This window comes from Cardiobacterium hominis (genome assembly GCF_900637305.1).
In the GTDB taxonomy this organism is placed as follows: domain Bacteria; phylum Pseudomonadota; class Gammaproteobacteria; order Cardiobacteriales; family Cardiobacteriaceae; genus Cardiobacterium; species Cardiobacterium hominis.
The window spans coordinates 1,475,150-1,495,469 of record NZ_LR134365.1 but is presented as its reverse complement, the minus strand read 5'-3'; the positions used below and the strand labels follow the sequence as shown (position 1 = coordinate 1,495,469).

Below are 20,320 nucleotides of genomic sequence, written 5' to 3'. Positions count from 1 at the left end.
TTTTTGTTCAAAGTGGTTCAGAACCAACCTGCGTACAGGGTCAGCGCAAAGATGGCGATGGTGACGAGGTAGCAGACGTTACGGAAGCGGTTGCCGATGTGGTAGTGCAGGTCGTGCAGCAGGTAATAGAAGCGGTGCACGCCGTGCCACATCATCGCGAAAATCACGCCGGCAAGGACGAGATAGACGAATTTATTGGCAACGAAGCCGTGGATGCTTTGGTAGAACTCCGCCGGGCTGCCGAGCCAGCCGAAGGGCAAGGCGATGGACAGCACGATGATAATCGGCGCGAGTGCCAGTGCGGCGATGGTGCCGCCGACGGAGAAGAGTCCCCAGTAGATCGGCTTGAAGTGGCGGGTATGGCGGGCATGTTCGTGGTTGAAGCGCCACCAGTAGGTTTTGTTTGCCGTTTTTTCGCTCATGTTCTCACTCATGGGATGCTCCTTATGCCAGCCAGGCGACGATAATCAGCAGGATGACGAGTACGCCCCCCCAAGCGCCCCAAGCGCCGCGGATGAGGACGTTATCGGGCAGGAATTTTTCACCGCGCTGGATGCGGATGGCTTTCGGCATCGCCTCAAACCAGGTTTTGCTGTTGAGCAGCGCGCCAACGATGCCCGCGAGGTTCAAAAGGAACATGATTGGGTTTTTCTGCCAGGCAATCCAGCCCATCCAGGCTTCCTGGCTGCCAGCGAGACAGGCGATGCCGTAGAAGAGGTTGAGGGCGGTGATGGCGGTGGTGAGGCTGGTTGCTTCGCGCAGCATGTACCAGATGTAGAAGCTGTTTTTTTTGTACCAGCCATCGGGTTGTTTGTGAATGTAGGGTTTGCGTGCCATGTCATGCCTCCTTTTTGTCCTTGGTCACCATGCTTGCCGCCCAGTAGGGAACGGCGGCGGCTTTGGCCTGCTGGATGGCGCCTGCCGGATCAACGTGTTTCGGGCAGACGTTGGAGCAGGCGCCGACGAAGGTACATGGCCAGACGCCGTTTTCGTCGTTAAGCGCGCTAAAGCGCTGTTTGTCGCCCTGGTCGCGGTTATCCAGGTTGTAGCGCTGGGCGAGGGCTATCGCCGCCGGGCCGAGGAAGTCGGCATTGATGCCGATTTGCGGGCAGGCCTGGTAGCAGAGCATGCAGTTGATGCACATGGTGTACTGCTTGAATTTCGCCAGCTGCTGCGGAGTTTGCAGGTACTCTTTTTCGGCAAGCGCGCGCGGGTTTTTGGTGATGATGAAGGGGCTGACGGCGTTCAGTTTGTTGATGAACGGGTCAAGGTCAACGACCAGGTCTTTTTCAATCGGGAATTGGTCCAGCGCGCCGATGGTGATTTCGCCAACGTCGGCAAATTCGCGGACGAAGGTGGAGCAGGCAAGGCGTGGCTCGCCGTTTACCACCATGCCGCAGGAGCCGCAGACTTCCATGCGGCAGGACCAGCGGTAGGCAATGGTTGGATCAAAGTCGCCTTTGAGAAGGTCAAGGGCATCGAGGATGGACATGTCTTGTGTCCATTCGATTTCAAAGGGTTGCGCCCAGGGTTTTTCGTCCTCGTCGGGACGGTAACGCATCAGGTTAATTCGGATTTTATTGCTCATGACGGGTTGCCTCTTAGTGGTTTGCCTTTTCTGCTTCTGCGCCGTACACCCGTTTCGCCGGTTGCGATTTGGTGATGCAGACGTCGCTGTAGGCAATTTCCGGTTTTTCGCCATCGCGGCGGAATGCGAGGGTGTGCTTGAGGAATTTGTCGTCGTCGCGCTCCGGATAGTCGAGGCGCTGGTGCGAACCACGCGATTCGGTACGGCTTTCGGCGGAGTAAATCATGGTTTCCGCGACATCCAGCAGGTAACCGAGCTCAATGGTCGTCAGCCAGTCGGTGTTGAAAGTGTCGCTGTGGTCGGTGACACGGACTTTTTCGTAGCGCGCTTTCAGTTCGTTCAGCTTGGCAATGGCGCGTTCGCTGTTCTCGGCGCTGCGGTAGATACCGATTTCCGCTTCCATCATCGTCGTCAGCTCTTTGCGGATGGCGCTGGGTTTTTCCGTGCCGCCGGTGCGGTTTTTCAATTCGGCAAACGGTTTCCACGCGGCTTCTGCCATCGCCGCAAATTGTTCCTTGCTGGCGAAGTACCCGGCGCTGCTGGCATGTTTCCACGCATCTTCCCCGGCGACTTTGCCGAAGACGCACAGTTCGGCGAGCGAGTTCGAACCCAAGCGGTTCGCGCCGTGCAGACCAACGGAGGAGCATTCGCCGACGGCAAACAGCCCCTTGATGCGCGTTTCGCAGCGGGCATTGGTTTCGATGCCGCCCATGGTGTAGTGCGCGGTCGGGCGTACCGGAATGGGGTCAGTTACCGGATCAACGCCGACAAATTTTTTGGAAAGTGAGCAGATGAACGGCAGACGTTCGGTGAGGTAGGCCTCGCCGAGGTGGCGCAGGTCAAGATTGACCACTGCGCCGCGCGGGTTATCAATGGTGCGGCCTGCCTTCCATTCATGGTAGAAGGCTTGCGAGAGTTTGTCGCGCGGACCGAGCTCCATGTATTTGTTTTTCGGCTCGCCGATGGGCGTTTCTGGCCCCAAGCCGTAATCCTGCAGGTAACGGTAGCCGTCCTTGTTCGTCAGGATGCCGCCTTCACCGCGGCAACCTTCGGTCATCAAAATGCCGGAGCCGGGCAGTCCGGTCGGGTGATATTGCACGAATTCCATATCGCGCAGCGGCACGCCGTGGCGGTAAGCGAGCGCCATGCCGTCGCCGGTGACGATGCCGCCGTTAGTGTTGAAGGCAAAAACGCGCCCGGCACCGCCGGTGGCGATGATGATGGATTTCGCCTGCACCGCACGCAGCACACCGTTTTGTACGTCGTAGCAGAGTACGCCGTGCAGCTCGCCTTTGGATTCAATCAAATCCAGCGCGAAATGTTCATCCAAGCGGGCAATGTTGGGGAATTGCAGCGAGGTCTGAAACAGCGTGTGCAGCATGTGGAAGCCGCTCTTGTCGGCAGCGAACCACGTGCGCGGGATTTTCATCCCGCCGAAACGGCGCACGTTGGCGCGACCATCAGGCAGACGCGACCACGGGCAGCCCCAGTGCTCCATTTGAATCATTTCTTCCGTGGCGTGTTCGACGAAATATTGCACCACGTCCTGCTCGCACAGCCAGTCGCCGCCGGAAACGGTGTCGTTAAAATGATATTCCAGCGAGTCATCTTCGCGCACTACCCCGGCCGAGCCGCCTTCCGCCGCGACGGTATGACTACGCATCGGATAGACTTTTGAAATTAGGGAGATTTTAGCGTTCGGTGCACTGCGAGCGATCTCGATCGCGGCACGCAGCCCCGCGCCTCCGGCGCCAATGATGGCTACATCGGACTGGATAATATCCATAAAGTACCTCTTGTTATGCCTCTTGTTGAATTGTGGGCATTTTAACATGAAAGCCCGCAGCGTCAGCAGGGAATTGCAGTTTTTCCTGAATAAAAATAGCCTGTTATGAGAACAAGAAAAGTTCTGATTTCATTGCCTGCACCAGTGAATCCCACAAGAAAGCGGCATTTTCAGCGAAGTTGCGCTGTGAATAGCTGTGGTTCGGGTCACAACGGTTCACATCCCGCCTGTATCGCGAAAAAACGTATCATATCGCCATGACTACCCTCCCCATCCTCTACCGCGACGCACACCTCATCGCCGTAAACAAACCGGCGGGGCTGCTCGTCCACCGCAGCCCGCTGGAGCGGTACGCAGACGAAACCGTGCTGCAAATCCTGCAAGAACAAACCGGACTCAAGGGCTATCCGGCACACCGTCTTGACCGCCCGACCAGCGGCGTATTGCTGCTCGCGCTTGACCCGACGACCGCACGCCTGCTTGGCGAGCTGATTGCACAGCAGCGGTTGGAGAAAACCTATCACGCCATCGTCCGTGGCTGGTTGGCGGAGACAGGCGAGATTGACTACCCGCTTGCCTATCTGCCGGACAAAATGGCCGACCGCAACCGGCAGCGCGAAAAACCACCGCAGGAAGCACTCACCCGCTACCGCTGCCTGGCGCGCAGCGAATTGCCCTTTGCCAGCGATGGCAAACATCCCACCTCGCGCTACAGCCTCGCCGAACTGCGGCCGCTGCAAGGGCGCAAACACCAGCTACGCCGCCACCTGAAACACATTTTCCATCCCATCATTGGCGACACCACGCACGGCGACAACCGCCAGAACCGCGTTCTCGGCGAACGCTACGGAGCGCTGCGCCTGATGCTGCATGCCAGTCGCCTGCAACTGCCGCATCCGCACACGGGCGCGCCGCTTGACCTGCGCGCACCGTTTGACGCGCACTGGGCGCAACTTGCCGCCGCGCTCACATTGAACATCAACCCGCCATAAAGCGCCGCACAGCTTGCGCATCAAACGGATACAACAACTCGCGGTCGCCCTCGGCATCAAACAGCACCGGCACCAGCAGATCATACTGCGCGCGCAGCGCCGGCTCGCGGTCAATATTGACACGCTGCACCTCGACCCCCATCTCGCAGAGCAGGGCAAAAGCATCCGTACACAAATGACACCCCAAGCGGACAAACAGGCGATAACGCATGAATCTTCCCCAAAAAGCACCAGCCTAACGCGCCGCCCAGCCCGCCACAACAAAAGTTTGCCCGCAGCGGTTGAAACCGTACAATGACGCCCGCAAATCACCTGCGACGCAACCGCGCCGCAAAACCCTCGCCCTAATACTTAAAAGGAGTACCCCATGAGCGAAGAACAACAAACCCCCGTCGTCCTTGACATCCGCAAACTCTACGCGGGCGACATGTCCGTTGAAGTCCCGCACGCTCCGGAAATCTTCCAGCAGGAACTCAACCCGGAAATCAGCCTCGGCGTTGCCCACGAAATCACCAAACTGCCGGAAGACAACTACTACCACATCAAACTGCGCCTGACCGTCACCGCCAAAGACGGCGAGCGCGTCATCTACCTGGTGGAAGTCGCGCAAAGTGGCATCTTTGAAATCAGCGGCCTGCCGGACGCACAACTGCACCACGCGCTGAACGTCTACTGCCCGACCGTCCTCTACCCCTACGCCCGCGAAGGCATCAGCAACGCCATCAACCGCGCCGGATTCCCCAACCTCTACCTGCAACCGATCAACTTCGACCTCATGTACCAGCAGCGCCTGCAAGAAGCGGCACAACAGGCCGACCAGCCCGTCCAATAATGGCCAACATCGCCGTCCTCGGCGCGGGCAGCTGGGGCACCGCGCTGGCGCTACAACTGGCGCGCAACCAGCACGACGTCACCCTCTGGGCACACCGCCGCGAACACGCGGCGGCGCTCGCCGAAAACCGCGAAAACAGCCGCTACCTGCCCGGCATCCCCCTGCCGCCCAACCTCGCCATCAGCGATGACCTCGCGGCGAGCGTCCGGGCGGCAGAACTCGTCCTGGCCGTCGTGCCCAGCCGCGCCTTCGCCGGTCTTCTTGCCGACCTCAAACCGCACATCCAACAAACCCCGCTGATGTGGGCCATCAAAGGCTTCGAGGCGGGCAGCGGTCGCCTGCTGACCGACGTCTTCATGGAAACCCTCGGCGAACACCCGCACGCCATCCTCGCCGGGCCCAGCTTCGCCAAAGAAGTCGCCGTCGGCCAACCCACCGCCGTCACCATCGCCGCCCGCGACGACGCGCTGGCACAAACCTTCGCCCGCTACTTCCACGGCAGCAACTTCCTCTGCTACACCAGCACCGACCTCACCGGCATCCAGATTGGCGGCGCGGTGAAAAACGTCATCGCCATCGCCACAGGCATCGCCGACGGCCTTGGCTGCGGCGCCAACGCCCGCGCCGCACTCGTCACCCGCGGCCTGCGCGAAATCACCCGCCTCGCCACCGCCCTCGGCGCCCAAGAAGAAACCCTGACCGGCCTTGCCGGCATGGGCGACCTCGTCCTCACCTGCACCGACGACCAATCACGCAACCGCCGCTTCGGCCTCGCCTTGGGACGCGGCGAAAGCGCGGCAGCGGCCAAGGCTGCCATCGGCCAGGTCGTCGAAGGCGAAGGTGCGACGCACGACACCTACGCGCTCGCCCAACAACACGGCATCCGCATGCCCATCACCGAACACCTGCACCACATGCTCGCGGGCAGCCGCAGCCTCGAAGACACCTTCGCCAGCCTGCTCGCCCGCAACATCAAACAAGAGCGGCATTGAACAACGAACACTACTGACACACGGGCGGTTAAGCACAAGCATAACCGCCCTTTTAAGAGCCTGTTTAAAGTTTCTCCAGAAATGCGTACATGACAGGATGAGAAAAGCATACCCCAGCGACATCCGTCGCGAACAGTTCGAACACATCCGCCCATTATTTAGAGACTGTTGATAATTCGATGAACAAGCCTCTCTCTGAGCGGCGGATCGGAGAAACACAAAAGAAACGCCCCTTGTGGGGCGTTTTCGGTTTATTTGGCGTTGAGCTGTTCCAGCATGAAGGCGTACATTTCGGCGATTTCGCGGTAGCGCTGGAATCTGCCGGATTTGCCGCCGTGTCCCGCTTCCATGTTGGTGCGCAGGATGACGGGGTGTTTGCCGGTATTGACGTCGCGCAGGCGGGCAACGTATTTCGCCGGCTCCCAGTATTGTACTTGTGAGTCCCAGAGGCCGGTGCCGACGAACATCGCCGGATACGCCTGTGCCTTGAGGTTGTCGTAGGGCGAGTAGGAGAGCATGTAGGCGTAGCTTTCCGCGCTCGCTTCCGGGTTGCCCCATTCGTCGTATTCGTTGGTGGTGAGCGGGATGCTGGGGTCGAGCATGGTGGTAACGACGTCCACGAACGGCACTTGCGAGAGGATGACGCGGTAGTCTTCCGGCGCCATGTTGGCGACTGCGCCCATGAGCAGGCCGCCGGCGCTGCCGCCGAGTGCGGCGACGCGGTCTTTGGCCGCGTATTTTTCTGCGACCAGCCAGCGGGTAACGTCGATGAAGTCGGTGAAGGTGTTTTTTTTGTGCAGCAGTTTGCCGTCTTCGTACCAGGCGCGCCCCATTTCTTGGCCGCCGCGGATGTGGGCGAGGGCGTAGATCATGCCGCGGTCAAGCAGGCTGATGATGCTGGCGGAAAATGCCGGGTCCATCGAGGCGCCGTAGCTGCCGTAGCCGTATTGCAGCATGGCGGCGCTGCCGTCGCGTTTGAAGTCTTTGCGGTAAACGAGGGAGACGGGGATTTTGGTGCCGTCGCGTGCCGGGACCCAGACGCGCTCGGTGGTGTAGTTGCTGGCGTCGTAACCGGGTACGGGCTGTTGTTTGAGCTGGCGGCGTTCGCCGGTTTTGATGTTGGTTTCATAGACGATGGCAGGGGTGGTGAGCGAGGTATAGCTGTAGCGCAGCCAGTCGCTGTCCGGCTCCGGGTTGGACGAGATGCCCATGGTGTAGGCGGGTTCGTCCGCTTTCAGGTATTCGCTTTGTCCGTCTTTTTTGACGATGCGGATGCGGTCGAGGCCGTCCGAGCGCTCGCCGATGGCGGTGTAGTCGGCGAAGGTTTCAAAGTATTCGATGTATATCGCCGGGTCATGCGCAATCCATTCTTGCCAGTCGGCGCGGGCGGTGGCGTCGTCGCGCGCGGTCATGAGTTTGAAATTGCGCGCGCCGTCGGCGTTGGTGCGGATAATCCAGCGGTCGCCGTAGTGGTCGGCATCGTATTCGAGGTCGCGCTCGCGCGGCGTCAGTATTTTGAATTCGCCGGGGTTTGCCGCCGGGGTGTAGCGTAGTTCGTCCGAGACGGTGCTGCTGGCGTGGATGGTGAGGTATTTTTCGTCGCGGGTGCGGCCGACGCCGAGGTAGTAGCTGTCGTCGCCTTCTTCGTACACCACGGGGTCGGTTTTCGGGTCGCTGCCGAGGGTGTGTTTTTTCACCCGTTTGCTGAGCAGGGTGTCGGGGTCGTTTTCGATGTAGTAGAAGGTCTGGCCGTCGTCCGCCCAGACGGCATCGCCGTTGGTGCCGGGGATTTCGTCGGCAAGGCGCTTGCCGCTCGCGAGGTCGGTGACGCGCAGGGTGTACTGGCGGCGGCCATTGGTGTCATCCGCCCAGAGCATTTTTTGGTTGTCCTTGCTGATGTCCACCATGCTCGCGCTGTAGTAATCGTGTCCTTCCGCGAGCGCATTGACGTTGAGCAGGATTTCTTCGCCGACAAAATCGCCGCTGTTGTTCGCCGCCTGGATGCTGACGGCGTCCAGCCCTACGCGGTCGGCGCGGCGGGCGTGGACGGGGTAATCTTTGCCGGTCTCGAAGCGGGTGTAGTACCAGTAACCGCGGTCGCGCTCCGGTACGGAGCTGTCATCCTGCTTGATGCGGGCGACGATTTCGTCGTAGAGCTTGTCTTCCTGTGCTTGCAGCGGCGCGAGGACGGCGTCGGCGTAGGCGTTTTCCGCGTTGAGATAGGCGAGCATCTGCGGGTCTTTGCGTTCGTCGTCGCGCAGCCAGTAGTATTCGTCCTGGCGTTCGCCATGCGGCGAGGTGACGGTATGCGGGCGTTTTTCGACATCGGGTGGGGTTTGGGCGTGGAGGGTGGTCATGGTCAGTACCAGGGTGAGGAGGAGGGGGTTGAGGTGCATGGTTGCCTCGTGGTGGAAATGAGGGGCGCATGATATAGCGGGTGGTGGCAATTAAAAAGCCGCCGCTGCATCTTGCCCGCGCCCGTGCCTGACGGTAGCGGCAAATGGGGCCGCCTGATGTATACCGCCCCGCTGGCGCAAATCCCGGTTTAGCGCTATCCTTGCGCCCGTTTTTACGCAACCGGAGTTTCCATGCACGCCATCCTTATCATTGCTTTCCTCGTCGTCTGCATTCTCATCCCGCGCTACTATGCCAATTATCCTTGGGCATGGGCGATCAGCCTCACCGTCTGGCTCACCGTCGCCCGCGCGCATTTCATCTTCTTTATCATCCTTTGGCTGGTCTGCTGGGCAGCGCGCGAGAAAATCTGGCGCGACACGTATCTCATCGCGCCGCTGGAGAACATGGTCAAGCGCATCCTGCACTAAAAGCCTGTCCATCAACAAGGCCGGACTGCCCGGCCTTTTTTATTCGCCATGACTACCGCCCTGCAAACCACCGCCCACCGCCTCGCCTGGCTGCGCGTGCTGACGCTCGCCGTCGCCGCCTTCGTCTTCAACACCACCGAATTCATCCCCATCGCGCTGCTTTCCGACATTGGCGCCGGTTTCTCGATGAGCGCCGCCGAGGCCGGGGTGATGATGACGGTGTACGCCTGGATTGTCGCGCTTGCCTCGCTGCCGGGAATGCTGCTCGTCGCGCGGCGCGAACGGCGCGGCCTGCTGCTCGCCCTCTTTGCGCTCTTTGTCATGAGCCATATCGCGACTGCCGTCGCCTGGAATTTCGCCCTGCTGCTGGCTGCGCGCGCCGGTGTGGCGCTGGCGCACGCTGTTTTTTGGGCGATTACTTCGGCGCTGGCGATGCGGCTTGCCCCACCCGGCAAGGGACAACAGGCCATCGGCTGGATTGCCATGGGCAGCGCGATGGCAGCGGTTCTCGGTCTGCCGCTGGGGCGGCTCATCGGGCAAGCGCTCGGCTGGCGCGCGACTTTTGCGCTGATTGCGCTGATTGCCGCCGCGGTGATGTGCGCCGTTTACGCGCTCCTGCCGCGTCTGCCCAGCCGTAATGCCGGCTCGCTGCGCAGTCTGCCGCTGCTGGCGCGCCGCCCGCGCTTGCTTAGCCTCTACGCTTTTACCGCCATCATCATCGCCGCGCATTTCACCGCCTACAGCTACATCGAGCCGTTCGCCCGCCATTTCAGCGCGCTGGGCGAAGGCGCGACCACCGCGCTGTTGCTCGTTTTCGGTCTCTCCGGCATGGTGGCAAGCGTCCTTTTTGCCCGCTTCCACAGCCGCCTGCCGACGGTTTTCCTTGGCGCTTCTATCGCGCTGCTGCTTGCCGCCCTCGTCCTCCTGCGCCCGCTCGGCGCGATGCCTGCGGCGCTGTACGCGCTGGTGTTCTTTTGGGGCATCGGCATCTCCGGTATCAGTCTCTGCCTGATGGTGCGCGTGCTGCATTTTGCGCCGGATGCGACCGACGTCGCCACCGCTATTTTTTCCGGCATTTACAACATCGGCATTGGCGGCGGCGCGCTCATCGGCCAGCAGGTGATGCAATATGCCGATCTTGCCTGGATTGGCTTCAGCGGCGCCGCGCTCGGCGCGTTCGGCACGGCGCTGTTTGCTTGGACGCAATGGCGCTGGCGGAAGGCGTAGGGGATAAAAAAACCGCCTTGCGGCGGTTTTTGTTTTTATTTGAAGGCTTTGATGCCCGCTGCAAAGAGGTTCTGCGCGCGGAAGTCGGGGTAGTTTTGCTGGCCGTGGTGCTGGTGACGCTCGCTGTGTCCCATTTTGCCGAGGATGCGGCCGCAGGGGCTGGTGATGCCTTCCACCGCGTAGAGTGAGCCGTTCGGGTTGTGTTTCGGGCTCATGCTCGGCGCGAGGTCGCCGGGGGCGGCGTATTGGAAGGCGATTTGTCCGTTTTTGATGAGCGTTTTCAGCACGGCATCGGCGGCGGTGAAGCGGCCTTCGCCGTGCGAGAAATTGACGCTGTGCGCCTCGCCGATTTGGAAGTCGGCAAGCCACGGGCTATGGTTGTTGGCAACGACGGTGGTGGCGATGCGCGCGATGTGGCGGCCGATGCGGTTGTGGGTGAGGGTGGCGTCGCCCGGCACCGGTGCGGCGATTTTGCCGCCCGGCAGGAGGCCGCTTTTGATGAGCGCCTGGAAGCCGTTGCAGATGCCGAGGATGAGGCCGTCGCGTTCCAAGAGGGCGGCGATGGCGTCGGCGATGCGCGGGTTGGCGAGCACGTTTGCCATGTATTTGCCGGAGCCGTCCGGTTCGTCGCCTGCGCTGAAGCCGCCGGCGAGGACGAGGATTTGGCTGTTGGCGAGGTGGTCGGCAAAGGCTTGCAGGCTGGCGTCGAGCGCGTCGCGGTTTTGGTTGCAGATGACGGTTTCGATGACGTCGCCACCGTTTTTGCGGAAGGCGCGGGCGGTGTCGAGTTCGCTGTTGGTGCCGGGGAATACGGGTAGGCAGATGCGCGGGGTGGCGATGCCGCTCACGGCACGCGGGCGGCGTTGTGCGTCTTTGGCGGTGGCGAGCGGGACGCGCGTGGCTTCGCCTACGCTTTCGTAGAGCGGGTACACGCTGGCGAGTGTGGCGCTGGCGATGGCGTAGAGGTCTTTGATGGCGGCGCTTTGGCCGTTGATTTCGAGTTTGCCGCTGTCGGTGGTGAAGCCGAGGTGTTGCAGGTTGTCGGTGATGCCGAGGCCGCCGTCGCTGCTGATGAGGTAGCCGCCGTATTCGGGGGCAAAGCCGTCTTCGAGTTGGTCGATGTGGACGCCGATGCCGTTGCCAATCGCGCTTTCGTAGAGGGCTTGCAGGATGCCGCCGTGGCGCACGGCGCGGATGCTTTTGACGTTGCCTTCGCCGATGGCCTCAAATAGGAAGCGGTTGTTGGCGGCAAATGCTTTGAGGTCGGGGCGGCCGAGCGCATCTTGCGGGCAGCGCAGCCAGTAGAGTTGGTGGCCTTTGTCTTTGTATTCGGGGCTGATGACGCGGCGCACGTCCACCGCGGCGACGGCGAAGGCAATCAAGGTCGGCGGCACGTGCAGGTTGTGGTAGCTGCCGCTCATGCTGTCTTTGCCGCCAATCGCCGCGCGGCCGAGGGCGGCAAGGGCGTGATGCGCGCCAAGCAGCGCGGCGTAGGGCTGTCCCCAGTTGTCCGCTTCTGCGCCCATGCGGCGGTAGTATTCTTGCAGGGAGTAGTGCGCGGTTTCGGCGTTGCCGCCGCAGGCGACGAGGCGGGCGGTGGCGTCCACCACCGCGAGCAGGCCGCCGTGGTAGGGCGACCAGGCGCTGACGGCGGGGTTGTAGCCGTGCGCGAGGATGGAGGCGGTGTGGGTTCTGCCTTCGGTCGGCAGTTGGTACACGCTGGCCTCAACCGGGGTGCGCTGGTAGCGGCCGCCGTAGGGGATGAGGACGCAGGCGGCGCCGACGCTGTGATCGAAGCGGTCGCCGAGGCCTTTTTGGTCGGCATGGGCGAGGGTGGCGAGTTGTGCTTTGAGGGCGTCCACCCAGTTTTTTTCGCTGGTAACGGCGAGCGGGCTGGCGCTGTCGTCCGGCTCGGCAATGCGCACGCCGTGCTGCGCATTCGCCGCGCCGTTGCTGTCGAGGAAGTCGCGTTTCAGGCGGACGATGGTGTCGCCCTGCCAGTGCATGGTGAGTGTCGCGTCAGCGGTGACGGTCGCCACATGGCTGGCGGTGAGGTTTTCTGCCGCGGCAAGTGCCTGCATCGCGGCATGGTCTTCGGCGGCGATGACGATAGCCATGCGCTCTTGTGATTCGCTGATGGCGAGTTCGGTGCCGGAGAGGCCTTGGTATTTGACCGGCACGGCGTCGAGGTTGATGTCTAGACCATCCGCCAGTTCGCCGATAGCCACGGCAACGCCGCCCGCGCCGAAGTCGTTGCAGCGCTTGATGCGGCGCGAGAATTCGGGGTTTCTGAACAGGCGTTGCAGTTTGCGTTCTTCCGGCGGGTTGCCTTTTTGTACTTCGGCGGCGGATTCTTGCAGCGAGCCGCCGTGTTGCGCGCGTGAGGAGCCGGTCGCCCCGCCGCAGCCGTCGCGTCCGGTTGCGCCGCCAATCAGCAGGACGAGGTCACCCGCCGCCGGTTCTTCGCGGCGCACGTTCTCCGCCGGCACGGCCGCGACAACGGCGCCGACTTCCATGTGTTTTGCCTTGAAGCCTTCGTGGTAGTACTCAACGATTTGTCCGGTAGCGAGGCCGATTTGGTTGCCGTAGGAGGATGCGCCCGCCGCCGCGCCTTCGGCTATGACCGCCTGCGGCAGTTTGCCGGGCAGGGTAGCGGCGTAGGGTTCGCGCGGGTCGGCGCTGCCGGAGATGCGCAGCGCCTGGTAAACGTAGGCACGGCCGGAGAGCGGGTCGCGGATGGCGCCGCCGATGCAGGTCGCGGCGCCGCCGTAGGGTTCGATTTCAGTCGGGTGGTTGTGCGTTTCGTTTTTGAATTGCAGCAGCCACGGGCGGGTTTTGCCATCTTCATCGACGTCGATGTAAACGGAGCAGGCGTTTACTTCGGCCGAGATTTCCACGTCTTGCAGATTGCCCTGGGCGCGCTGGTATTTGGCGTCGATGGTGGCCAAATCCATCAGGGTGTAGGGGCGGGCGGCGGCGCGCGCACCGTAAACGGCCTGCCGCTGCGCTTCATAGTCGGCGAAATCGGCGGCGAGTGCCGCGCCGAAGTCCGTCTGCGGGAATGCGATGTCGTGCAGGGCGGTGGCGAAGGTGGTATGGCGGCAGTGGTCCGACCAGTAGGTATCGAGCACGCGGATTTCCGTCTCGCTCGGCTCGCGTTGCTCTGCGCGGAAGTATTTTTGCACCAGTTGCAGGTCGGCAAGGGTCATGGCAAGGCCTTGTGCGGCGTGCCAGGCGGCAAGACCGTCGGCATCAAGCGCGGTAAAGCCGTCGTAACGCGGCACGGGAGCGGCGGGGTGATGCGGCGGCAGCGCCGTTTCGGCAAGGTTTTTTTCGCGGCTGTCGATGGGGTTGATGAGATGCTGACGCAGCTTGGCGCGTGCCGCCTCGTCCAGCGTGCCTTCAAACAGCCACGCCTGCGCGCTGGTAACCACGGTCGGCGCGAAGGCGTCATCGAGCAGGCGCAGACATTGCATGGCGGAGTCGGCGCGCTGGTCAAACTGCCCCGGCAGCGGCTCAATGACGAGGGTGAAATCCGCCTTGGGCAGGGCGTCGCGCACTTCGTCGCTGACCGGATCGCTGAAGACGCGACTGATGGCGGCAGCAAGCAGCGCCTCCGGGCAGTCGTACAAGTCGTAAACGGCAAGGCGTCGCACCCGCTGCAATCCGGTGAGGTCAAGGCGGGTTTTTAGCCGCTCAGTGAGGGCGTAATCGTCGGCAAATTCAGGGCGTTTTTCGATGTAGAGGCGCTGGTGCATGGCGGTTCCGGGTGAAGTAAGGATGACGCGGATTTTAGCATGGACGCAGGCGCGCTACCGCGTATCACGGCGGGGAATAGCCGTTTTTACGGGATTCAGCCAAAGGCTGTTTGCCATTCCATTCGGCCCATGTAGCGGACGCCATTGGCATGCCATACCCAAACGACAACAGGGACGTTGCCGCCCCTGTTATCGTTCGGGTATCGGCGTTTAGTCGCCGCGCTTGTCTTCGCTGTTTTCGTCTGCGTTGTCGCCGTGTTCGGGCGCAGCGGCAGGTTCGTCTGCGGGGTGTTCGTCCGCTCCGGCTGCGGTTTCGGCGGTTTCATCCGCGTCCGCGTTTTCTGCTTCTGCTGCAGGTTCTTCAGCGGTGGCCGTGGCAGCCGTTTCGCCTGCGGCATTTGTTTCTGCTTGTGGCGCCGCTTCGCTCTGGGCGTCCTCAGGCGCAGCGTCTGTTTCCGCTACAGCCGCGGGCTGTTCGCCCTCGCCTTCAGCTTCGTCCGCAGGTGCTTCTTCAGCCGCTGTTTCGGCTTCTGCCCCCTCGCCTTCTGCCGCCTGTATGACGGTTTCGGCGTCCGCTTGGGGCGCGTCGTCTGCCGCTTGCCGCAAGGTTTTGATTTTGGCGGTCAGTGTCGCCAGCAGTTCGGCAAAGGCTTGTTCAAAGCCGGCGATGCCTTCGGCTTCAAGCTCGACGAACAGTTGCGCCCAGTCGATGCCCGCATCAGTGATTTGTTGCAGCAGTTGCGGCGCCTGGTCAATGTTGCGCAGCAGGGTTTCTTCGGCGCGACCGTGCGCCTTGAAGGCGGCGTAGGTCGCGGGCGGAATGGTGTTGACGGTGTCGCGGCCAATCAGCAGTTCGACGTAGCGCACGTCGGAGTAGGCCGGGTTTTTGGTACCGGTGCTCGCCCACAAGAGGCGCTGTACGGCCGCGCCTTTTTTGGCAAGGTCTGCCCAGTCGTCGTGGCTGATGCGCTCCAGGTAGTAGCTGTAGGCGGCCTGTGCGTTGGCGATGGCGGCGCGACCACGCAACGCGGCGTGTTCGTCAGTGAGTTGTGCGTCGATTTTGCTATCCACGCGGCTGACGAAGAAGCTCGCTACCGAGCGCAGCAGATCTATGGATTGTCCGGCGGCGACGCGCGCTTTCAGGCCGTCAATGTAGGCTTCCAGTGTCTGGCGGTAGCGCTCCGGCGAGAAGAGCAGGGTCGCATTGACGTTCACGCCTTCTACGGTGAGTTCGCGGATGGCTTTGATGCCCGCCAGTGTCGCCGGGATTTTGATCATGACGTTTTCGCGACCGACGCGACGGTAAAGTTCCAGCGCCTCGGCAACGGTTTTGCCGCTGTCATGCGCGAGGTCGGGCGAGACTTCGAGCGATACCATGCCGTCGGTGCCGCCGGTTTGTTCGTACACCGGCAGGAGGAGGTCGCAGGCTTGGCGGATGTCGTCAATGGCGAGGCTGTAGAAGGCGTCGCGGGCGCTGCCGTTCGGGTTTTCGTCGAGCCAGCTGCGCAGCGCGGCGTCGTAGGCGTCGCTAGCAAAGGCTTTTTGGAAGATGGCCGGGTTGGAGGTAATGCCGCGCAGGTCGTCATCCGCGATGAGGTTCGCCAGTTCGCCGCTGGTGAGCATGCTCCGCTGGATGTTGTCGTACCAAACGCTCTGCCCGAGTGCTGCCAGTTGGCGCAACGGGTTGATGGCTTGTGTGGCCGGCATTTCCAGCGGGTAGTGGGCGTCTTCGCGCAGTTTGCCGGTGGGCAGCAGTGCCGGGGCGGGCGCGGCATCGGCGGGCTGGTCCAGCAGGGAAACCAGTCCGGGCGCTTCGGCATCAGACGGCGGCAGCGGTTTGATTTTGGCAAAGGACGGTGCTTTTTTCGGTGCGGGCGCAGTCTCTGCGGCTTCCGGCGCATCGTCGCGCAGTTCTTCGACCAGTCCGGGAGCGGTCAGCTCGTCTTCTGCCGGAGCTAGCGGGCGCTCTTGCGGTACGTAGTCCGCCTTGCCCTGGCCGCGTACGGCGTGAACGTCGCGCGGACGGCCTTTGCGCACGCTGCGACCGTTGATTTCTTCCGGCGGATTGAGCAGCGCTTCAAGGGTGGGATTGACGTCGTCCTTCGGCAAGGCGCTGCGGCTCGCTTTTTCGCGGCGCGGCGTAGCGGCAGGGGCTTCTTCACGCACGATGTCTTGTTGCAGCGCTTCTTCGTAACGGCGCGCCGCTTCTTCCTGGCGCTGGTTTTTGCCATTGCCGTTTTCGTTGTTGCGCGGTGCCTGACGCGGCTCTTGCACGCTTTCGGCTTTGGCTTCGGCGGTTTTACGCGGTGGCTGCACCGGTTCTTGCCGTTCGTTGCGCTCGCGGCGGTTACGCGCCGGGGCGGTACGTTCGCGGCGTTTGTCGCCAGCGGTGGTTTTCGCCGTTTCTTCAACGGCACTCGCCGGGTCGCGGTTTTCTTTGAACAGGGCAACGACTTTGGAGAACAGCGCCGCCAGTCCGCTTTTTTGTACGGTCGGCGCGACTTGCGGCGCAGGGGCGCGCGGCACGACGCCCTGTACAGCCGCCTGTTCGGTGACGGCTTCGCCCGGCTTGGCCACAACGTCGCTTTCTTCGTGGCTTTCGTGGCGGGTACGCAGGCGGTAGCTCGGTGTCGGTGCGGTGTCTTCGTCCAGCTCGTCATCGCGCAAGCGCTCGATGTAGTAGTCCGGCGTGTGCAGGTCGGCATTCGGCACCAGCACGACTTCCACTTTGTTGCGCTGCTCAATCTGGCGGATGACCGCACGTTTTTCGTTGAGGAGGTAAGTGGCGATGCTCACCGGCAGCTCACCGGTGATGCGGCGGGTGCGCTCTTTCATCGCTTCTTCTTCAATCAAACGCAAGAGTGAGAGCGCCATCGACTGAATGCCGCGAATGGAGCCCTGCCCTTTGCAACGCGGGCAGACGCGGTGGCTGGATTCGTCCATCGACGGGCGCAGGCGCTGGCGCGAGAGTTCGAGCAGACCAAAGCGGGAGATACGGCCGATTTGCACGCGCGCGCGGTCAATTTTCGTCGCTTCATAGAGGCGGTTTTCCACGTCTTTGCGGTTGCGGCTGACGCTCATATCAATGAAATCAATGACAATCAGCCCGCCCAAGTCGCGCAGGCGCATTTGTCGCGCGATTTCGTCCGCCGCTTCAAGGTTGGTCTGGTAGGCGGTTTCTTCGATATCACCGCCTTTGGTCGCCTTGGAGGAGTTGATGTCAATGGAAACCAGCGCTTCGGTGTAGTCAATCACCAGCTCGCCGCCGGAAGGCAGCTGCACGTTGCGCTGGTAGGCGGATTCTATTTGCCCCTCAATCTGGTAGCGGGTAAAGAGCGGGATATTATCCTGATACAGCTTGAGTTTATTGAGGTTGTTCGGCATCACCAGCGTCATGAAATCGCTGGCTTGCTGATAGACGCGCTCGTCGTCAATGAGTATCTGGCCGATGTCCGGGCGCAGGTAGTCGCGCAGGGCGCGGACGATGATGTTACTTTCTTGATAAATCAGGCGTTGTGGCTGCGCCTTGCGGTATTCTTCGGAAATTGCCTCCCACAGTTGCAGGAGGAAATCCAAGTCCCATTGTAGTTCTTCCTGCGCCCGGCCAACGCCCGCAGTACGCACGATAATCCCCATGTTTTCAGGAACATCAAGCATATCGAGCGTTTCGCGCAGCTCTTTGCGGTCATCACCCTGGATGCGGCGCGATACGCCTCCGGCGCGCGGGTTGTTTGGCATCAGTACAAGGAAACGTCCGGCGAGACTGATATAAGTAGTCAGCGCCGCGCCTTTGTTGCCGCGCTCTTCTTTGTCAATCTGAACCAGTACTTCCTGCCCGACTTCAATCATGTCTTTGAACGCCAGTTGGCCTTCATGCGCGGTCGTGGAGCCGGTCAGATATTCCTTGCCGATTTCCTTGAACGGCAGGAAGCCGTGCCGCTGCGCGCCGTAATCGACAAAGGCCGCTTCCAGCGAGGGTTCAATCCGGGTAATCTTGCCTTTGTAAATATTGGCTTTTTTCTGGGCAGAATAAAGGGTTTCAATATCAAGGTCGTAGAGTTGCTGGCCATCAACCAGCGCCACCCGCAGTTCTTCCTGCTGGGTCGCGTTTATAAGCATACGTTTCATAGTCGAGAATCTCCGCAGTCGCATCCTTCGCGCATACGACTGATAAATTTGTAAAAAAGATGATCCGTTCGAGCATCCCGCTCCTGTCGGATTTTATTGGTTACCGTTTTGAGAAATCTTTGGGCCGGACGGCCTCCGTGGCCGTAAACCGGCGGGAAACTATACCAAATTCGCGGCCTCCCACGCAACGCGATGGACAAGCGCGCGCCCTTGTGCCACGATAAGCGCCCACCTCGCAGCGAGAGCGTTCCACACCATGTCCATCAGCCCGCAAACCCAATGTCAATTAAGCACTTACGAGCAGCCTCTCAATGAGCGCATCCGTCTCTTTATGCGGCTGGAGTCGATGTTTTTCCAGATGAAAAACTTTCACCAGGCGGACGAATACTATTCCATCCAGCTGTTCCTTGATGCACTGTTTGACGTACTGGATTTTCTGCACCGCTACGAAATTCGCTCGGAAATTATCAAGGAATTACAGGGCTATAAAACCGGCATTGACCGCGAACACTTCGCCCTTGGCTGGACGCTGGAAGACCGGGTGGCGACGCTGGAACATATAGATATGTCGCTGCAAGAAGCCTACGCTCTGAACTTCAACCCCATCAGTGCCTTGCGCGAAAATGAGCTGTTCACCAGCCTGCGCCAGCGCAACTTCAACCAAAGCGGCAACTGCCTCTTTGAAGTCCCCGCCTACCAATACTGGCTGCTGCAAAACGAAAATCACGAAATTCCTTTTTTACAACAATGCTATGAAATGTTCGTGCCGATTGCGCGCGCGGTCACGCTCGTGCTGCGCCTGGTACGCGCTGGCGCAGAAATCACCAACGAATACACCGACGACGGCATCTTCCTAAAAACGCTGGACAGCAACTGTCGCAACCAGATGATTCGCATCCACCTCGACAACGAACAGCGTGTTTTCCCGCGCATCAGCGGCGACAAACACCGCTTCTCGGTGCGCTTCATGACCCAGGAAAACCCGGAGCAGCGCGCCAAACAAGTCGAAACCCCGGTGCAATTCTCCCTGCAAACCTGCGTCCTCTAAATGAACGACAAAAACCCGGCGAACTTCCGGCCGCACACCTTCGCCAGTCTGCGCAAAAAACCAATACATTTCCTCGCCTTCGGCCTCGGCAGCGGCCTCATCCACCCCGCCCCCGGCACCTGGGGAACACTCGCCGCCACCCTGCTCTACTGGCCGCTCTCCTGCCTGCTCATCAACCCAGCCATTACCGCCATATTCCTCCTTGCCGCCTTTGCCCTCGGCTGCTGGGTCTGCGACAAAACCGCGCGCGACCTCGGCGTGCATGACTTCGGCGAAATCGTCTGGGACGAATTCCTCGGCGTCTGGCTGGTGCTTGCCTACCTGCCGCCCGCATTGTGGACACGTTGGGGAACGCTTCTATGCTACCTCGCCGCCTTCCTTCTTTTCCGCCTCTTTGACATCACAAAACCGCCGCCCATCCGGCAAATCGACCGCCACACCCCCGGCGGACTTGGCATCATGCTTGATGACGTCCTCGCCGCAGGGTACGCGCTCGCAGCCCTGTGGCTTGCAGCCGCCGTGCTATAATCCGCCGCCCACAAACCAAGGAAAACCCATGAAAATCAGCAAAAACAGCGTCGTTGAAGTCACCTACGAACTCTATGACGATCAGGGCAACGCCATCGTCCACGACGGCGAACCGCTTACCTACCTGCACGGTGGCTACGGCGGAACCTTCCCGAAAGTCGAAGCGGCGTTGGACGGCAAAGACGTCGGCGACCAGGTTGAACTCACCCTCACGCCCAATGACCATTTCGGCGAAATCCAGGACGAATACATCCGCCAAGAACCGCGTGAAATCCTGCCGCCGGAAATCGAAGTCGGCATGGTGCTGGAAGGCGAAGACACCAATGGCAACATCCAGCTCTTCCACATCAGCGACATCGGCGACACCCACGTTACCCTAAACGGCAACCACCCGCTCGCCGGCCTCACCCTCCGCTTCAAGGCAAAAGTGCAGAGCGTGCGTGAGGCAACCGCCGAAGAAATCGCACACGGACACGTCCACGGCCCGCACGGACACCATCACCACCACTAATCACGGGCAGCGCAAGCTGCCTTTTTCAATCGCCGCAAAATATACATACACGATGAGCGCTCAGGTGTATGTAAACCGATTATGCCAACCAGCCATAGGGTGCGC

16 protein-coding genes are annotated in these 20,320 nt (G+C 61.1%); 8 read left to right on the top strand and 8 right to left on the bottom strand.

Translation table 11 applies throughout. The features are described from left to right. Positions 1–17: 17 nt before the first annotated feature. The 4 genes from frdD to frdA are packed head-to-tail and all read right to left on the bottom strand — an operon-like array spanning position 18 to position 3,374. Positions 18–434, bottom strand: a complete 417-nt coding sequence (gene frdD / locus EL199_RS07285) for a fumarate reductase subunit FrdD (RefSeq protein WP_004140151.1) — start codon at positions 432–434, stop codon at positions 18–20. A 10-nt stretch (positions 435–444) separates the two neighbouring features. Continuing rightward, the gene (locus EL199_RS07280) at positions 445–837 is read right to left on the bottom strand and encodes a hypothetical protein (protein WP_004140149.1); all 393 of its coding nucleotides are present in this window, start codon (positions 835–837) and stop codon (positions 445–447) included. Position 838: 1 nt separating this feature from the next. Further along, positions 839–1,588, bottom strand: a complete 750-nt coding sequence (locus tag EL199_RS07275; protein ID WP_004140148.1) for a succinate dehydrogenase/fumarate reductase iron-sulfur subunit — start codon at positions 1,586–1,588, stop codon at positions 839–841. A 13-nt stretch (positions 1,589–1,601) separates the two neighbouring features. Continuing rightward, positions 1,602–3,374 carry a fumarate reductase (quinol) flavoprotein subunit gene (gene frdA / locus EL199_RS07270; protein WP_040354595.1) on the bottom strand — a complete coding sequence of 591 codons (1,773 nt, stop codon included), beginning with the start codon at positions 3,372–3,374 and terminating at the stop codon, positions 1,602–1,604. A 257-nt stretch (positions 3,375–3,631) separates the two neighbouring features. Here frdA and EL199_RS07265 point away from each other — a divergent pair, with 257 nt between their 5' ends. Next, positions 3,632–4,366 carry a tRNA pseudouridine(65) synthase TruC gene (locus EL199_RS07265; RefSeq protein ID WP_004140144.1) on the top strand — a complete coding sequence of 245 codons (735 nt, stop codon included), beginning with the start codon at positions 3,632–3,634 and terminating at the stop codon, positions 4,364–4,366. Here EL199_RS07265 and EL199_RS07260 read toward each other — a convergent pair. After that, positions 4,353–4,577, bottom strand: coding sequence for a glutaredoxin family protein (locus tag EL199_RS07260; RefSeq protein WP_004140143.1), 225 nt, complete (start codon positions 4,575–4,577; stop codon positions 4,353–4,355). The two genes, EL199_RS07265 and EL199_RS07260, sit on opposite strands and share 14 nt — an antisense overlap. A gap of 156 nt (positions 4,578–4,733) precedes the next feature. On the opposite strand from EL199_RS07260, the gene secB reads away from it, so the two are divergent. Both secB and EL199_RS07250 read left to right on the top strand, forming a co-directional pair. After that, positions 4,734–5,198 carry a protein-export chaperone SecB gene (gene secB, locus EL199_RS07255; RefSeq protein WP_004140141.1) on the top strand — a complete coding sequence of 155 codons (465 nt, stop codon included), beginning with the start codon at positions 4,734–4,736 and terminating at the stop codon, positions 5,196–5,198. Continuing rightward, positions 5,198–6,190, top strand: coding sequence for an NAD(P)H-dependent glycerol-3-phosphate dehydrogenase (locus tag EL199_RS07250; RefSeq protein WP_004140139.1), 993 nt, complete (start codon positions 5,198–5,200; stop codon positions 6,188–6,190). The genes secB and EL199_RS07250 overlap by 1 nt, the downstream gene beginning before the upstream one ends. A 251-nt stretch (positions 6,191–6,441) precedes the next feature. Here EL199_RS07250 and EL199_RS07245 read toward each other — a convergent pair whose 3' ends face one another. Next, a complete protein-coding gene (locus EL199_RS07245) occupies positions 6,442–8,586 on the bottom strand; it encodes a S9 family peptidase (RefSeq protein WP_004140137.1) in 2,145 nt (714 codons plus the stop codon). Positions 8,587–8,778: 192 nt separating this feature from the next. Between EL199_RS07245 and EL199_RS07240 the strand changes: the two genes are divergently transcribed. Together EL199_RS07240 and EL199_RS07235 are read left to right on the top strand one after the other, a co-directional pair. Further along, a complete protein-coding gene (locus tag EL199_RS07240) occupies positions 8,779–9,015 on the top strand; it encodes a hypothetical protein (RefSeq protein ID WP_004140135.1) in 237 nt (78 codons plus the stop codon). A gap of 48 nt (positions 9,016–9,063) precedes the next feature. After that, complete coding sequence (locus tag EL199_RS07235; RefSeq protein ID WP_004140134.1) at positions 9,064–10,242, top strand: sugar transporter; 1,179 nt, start codon at positions 9,064–9,066, stop codon at positions 10,240–10,242. Between the two features lie 35 nt (positions 10,243–10,277). On the opposite strand, the gene EL199_RS07230 is transcribed toward EL199_RS07235, so the two are convergent. Together EL199_RS07230 and tal are read right to left on the bottom strand one after the other, a co-directional pair. Beyond that, on the bottom strand, positions 10,278–14,000 hold the full coding sequence (locus EL199_RS07230; protein WP_004140133.1) for a phosphoribosylformylglycinamidine synthase: 3,723 nt from the start codon (positions 13,998–14,000) through the stop codon (positions 10,278–10,280). 210 nt (positions 14,001–14,210) lie between these two features. After that, the gene (gene tal / locus EL199_RS07225; RefSeq protein WP_126316042.1) at positions 14,211–18,128 is read right to left on the bottom strand and encodes a transaldolase; all 3,918 of its coding nucleotides are present in this window, start codon (positions 18,126–18,128) and stop codon (positions 14,211–14,213) included. 256 nt (positions 18,129–18,384) lie between these two features. Here tal and EL199_RS07220 point away from each other — a divergent pair, with 256 nt between their 5' ends. The 3 genes from EL199_RS07220 to EL199_RS07210 are packed head-to-tail and all read left to right on the top strand — an operon-like array spanning position 18,385 to position 20,215. Then, positions 18,385–19,176 (top strand): cell division protein ZapD, encoded by a 792-nt coding sequence (locus tag EL199_RS07220; protein WP_004140129.1) that lies wholly within the window; start codon positions 18,385–18,387, stop codon positions 19,174–19,176. Further along, a complete protein-coding gene (locus tag EL199_RS07215) occupies positions 19,177–19,704 on the top strand; it encodes a phosphatidylglycerophosphatase A family protein (protein ID WP_004140127.1) in 528 nt (175 codons plus the stop codon). Between the two features lie 28 nt (positions 19,705–19,732). Continuing rightward, positions 19,733–20,215 carry an FKBP-type peptidyl-prolyl cis-trans isomerase gene (locus EL199_RS07210; RefSeq protein ID WP_004140125.1) on the top strand — a complete coding sequence of 161 codons (483 nt, stop codon included), beginning with the start codon at positions 19,733–19,735 and terminating at the stop codon, positions 20,213–20,215. Positions 20,216–20,320 lie beyond the last annotated feature (105 nt).